The 3,539-nt window shown below is 44.2% G+C and carries 2 protein-coding genes; one reads left to right on the top strand and one right to left on the bottom strand.

Annotated elements, in window-relative coordinates; translation table 11 throughout:
• The first annotated feature begins 756 nt into the window (after positions 1 to 756).
• On the top strand, positions 757 to 873 hold the full coding sequence (locus B2Z67_RS15955; RefSeq protein ID WP_414630806.1) for a DUF6268 family outer membrane beta-barrel protein: 117 nt from the start codon (positions 757 to 759) through the stop codon (positions 871 to 873).
• 82 nt (positions 874 to 955) lie between these two features.
• On the opposite strand, the gene B2Z67_RS11050 is transcribed toward B2Z67_RS15955, so the two are convergent.
• Positions 956 to 3,493 (bottom strand): sugar-binding domain-containing protein, encoded by a 2,538-nt coding sequence (locus B2Z67_RS11050; protein WP_291529885.1) that lies wholly within the window; start codon positions 3,491 to 3,493, stop codon positions 956 to 958.
• Positions 3,494 to 3,539 lie beyond the last annotated feature (46 nt).

The raw sequence follows: 3,539 nt of genomic DNA, 5'->3' as shown, positions 1-3,539 counted from the left end.
AACGTAAAACTGGACACCCTAATTATTATATCATTCCAAAAAGTTCATTTATAAGCACATCCACTATAAATGAGTCATTTTAAGATGGGTAATTAAAATATTTCAATCTATTCAACAGACAAATATATAAACTTACAAACAATACTATCAATACGAGTTGATAAATTAATAATTATTAACTCGATAAAATCAAGTACAAAACAAGTGTTCTCCTAGTAAATAGACCATCTATATTTGATTCCAATTTTTACCATTTATGTCAGTAATCGCCTGCTTCACACTTCATCCCGTTAGGCGGGCATACTGTGCACGGTTAACGCAAGGACCTGTTATAAACATTCTTTAAGAAAACGTTAATCCACGGACAGGAGTGATGCGGCACGCAATTCTTTCTTCTCCATCACCTCGCGTCGGCTATTTAGCGAAGACGTAAAATAACCCACCCAGTTCTACCGTCTAGCCATCGGCAAGACAGTCATGCAGATCGTCCATGAAAGCGGTTATGGCGCCTCCCAGCAGGCCACGACTAATATCAGTAAAAGATAGATGCAATTCGTTCAATAATCCCTTTAGGTATAAAATGGGCGTAAAGGGGTTATTGCTCACCGATTTTGTTTACATCAGGTTTCTCGAAAAGGCTATAATATACACTCATTTGTATTTTTTCAGGGGCACTCCATTAGAAAGAAGTGAAACACCGAAATTTTGTTATCACACCGCCACTTTTATCTCTTTCCATAGTAACAACTAAGGAAAATATTACTAGACGCTTATTACAGCAAAAGAACATTGGAAGGCATATTTGCAACGGACAACCAGTATTATTTCCGCGTTTCACTTTACGCCTCCGCCGGTATTAAATACAAATTCTAAAGTCGGAAGGCTATGTCAAAAGTACACTTCACTTTTAACATAACCTCTATACAGTAATGTAGACTAACGATATTCGTGAATATTATTTCACTTTAATCGCTTTACTTACCGTTTTCAATCCTTCCGAACTCGCCGTCAGTTCAATATTTCCCTTCGCACCGCTATTCTGAATAACCACCAGACACTTTCCGTAGAAAGCCTTACGACGGTCAGCCTTGAATTTCTCCATAGAAATGGGACTGCCATTATCTACACCGGCAATGAAGCCTGCACCTTGCACATCGAATACCACCTGGTTTTCAGCATTGGGACATAGGTTACCGTCTTTATCCAATATCTCCACAGATACAAAGCTGAGGTCTTTGCCATCCGCAATGATTGCATCCCGGTCGGCTGTCAGGCGGATTTGCGCAGGTTCGCCTGCCGTATGTATTTCCTGTTCGAGTACCGTCTGCCCATCCTTGCGCGAAACAGCACGCACTATACCCGGTTCATACTTTACACGCCACATCACGTGGAAATCATCCTCACCCTTCTTGCGGATTCCCTGTGACTTGCCGTTCACGAAAAGCTCCACCTCATCGGCATTATTATAATATGCCCACATATCAATATCCTGTCCCGGAGTCCAATTCCAATGCGGGAAGAGATGCAATACTTCTTTTTCCGGACACCATTCCGACTGGTAGAGATAATATGCATCCTTCGGAAAACCTGCCAAATCCACAATTCCGAAATAAGAACTGCGCGCAGGCCAGCCATAAGGCGTCGGTTCACCGATATAATCAAAACCTGTCCAGACATACTGACCACTGATAAAGTCATTATTCTTCACGTGCCGTAATGTTCCTTCATGGGTATTTCCCCAAGGTACATGACAATTATCATAAGATGAGCAAGAGAATGAAGCATCATAGTATGGTTTATCCCAACGTTCGGGACAAATTATCACTTCGTCACTCGGCATACGGTAATAACCACGCGTCATCAACGCCGATACGCTCTCCGCTACAACGAACGGTTTACCCGGAAAGTTCTTGGGTACGCCGGCAAACCAATCATCATGGTAGTTGAAGCCGATGATATCCAATGCTCCCGAACGGAACAGATGGCTGCCCGGACTCGGTTCGTTGCAACCTGCCGTTACAGGACGCGTAGGGTCGAGCGCCTTTACCATATCCGACAGTTTCTTTGTCAATAAGGAGTTGACACTCATCTCACCTTCTTTCGCCAGCATACTCGCATCATGCCCGAAGTTTAGCAACAGATTGGCTTCTTCCAGACTCAACGTATCCGCTTTTGCATCCGACCATTGCTCCAACACCTCATTGCCGATGCTCCACATAAAGACAGAAGGATGATTACGGTCCCGAAGTATCAAATCCGTCAAATCACGTTCGTGCCACTCGTTGAAGTAACGGGAATAGTCGTAAGCTGTTTTTCTCTTCCGCCACATGTCAAAAGTTTCGTCCATCACGAGAAAGCCCATACGGTCGCACAAGTCAAGCAACTCCGGCGCAGGCGGATTATGTGAACAGCGGATACTGTTGCACCCCATTTCTTTCAGTATCTCCAGCCGGCGTTCTATTGCACGAATATTAACCACCGCTCCGAGGCAACCTAAATCGTGATGCAGGCATACACCGTTTATCTTCATCCGTGCGCCGTTCAGAAAGAATCCTTCCTGCGCATCAAAATGAGTAGTACGAATACCGATAGGCGTAGTATAGGTATCTACCGTCTGCCCGTCTATGCGGAGTTCTGTCTTTACCGTATACAGGTATGGTCGTTCAATTCCCCAGAGTTCAGGGTTCTCTACCGTAATATTTTGTACGGTCTCCTCTTGGTTTCCCGCTTTCGAAAGCAATCCGGCAGAAGCGCGTCCTACCTCCTTACCTTTCATATTCAGCAATATCGATATTACCTCTGCCTGAGTATCCGTATCTTGTTCATTGGCTATGGCGGTATGTATAGTCAGCCGTGCGCTATTTTTGAATATATCATCAGCAACCACATACGTACCCCATTGCGCCACATGTACAGGATTCAATTTCGTGAGCCACACGTTACGATAGATGCCACACCCCGAATACCAACGGGAATTGGGTTGCTTTGAATTATCCACACGTACAGCAAGCAAATTCTTTTCTCCCCACTTGATATAAGGAGTCAAATCGTAACCAAATGAAACATATCCATAAGGACGCACACCCAGAGAATGTCCGTTGATGAAAACCTCCGAGTTCATATATACACCGTCAAAATCAATCCTTAACCTTTTACCTTTATCTTCCTTGCCGACAGTGAACGTCTTGCGATACCAACCGATACCACCGGGCAATGCTCCTCCGCCGGTTCCCGAAGGATTATCCTTACTGAATTCTCCTTCAATAGCCCAATCGTGAGGTAAAGTCAATGTTCGCCAAGCCGTGTCGTCGTAAGCAGGATTGGCGGCTGCCGGTTCATCTCCCAAACGGAAAGTCCAACCGGCGTTGAAGTCCTGCCTCCGGCTATCACCGGAAAATTCTTTCGGAGGGCTGCAAGAGGTTATCAAGAGAGTCAGGCTACTGACATATAGCAGGGTCAAAAAACTAATACCTATTGAAAACAATTTCTTCATATAAGAATAATATTATTATATATAAATGATTATCCGCATGCTGTCC

Source organism: Bacteroides sp. UBA939 (genome assembly GCF_002293435.1).
Classification (GTDB): Bacteria; Bacteroidota; Bacteroidia; order Bacteroidales; family Bacteroidaceae; genus Bacteroides.
This window is presented reverse-complemented; position numbering and strand designations above follow the sequence as displayed.

Excerpts from the sequence above, each read along its gene's own strand:
- B2Z67_RS11050 (WP_291529885.1), bottom strand. The coding sequence starts at position 3,493 with ATGAAGAAATTGTTTTCAATAGGTATTAGTTTTTTGACCCTGCTATAT.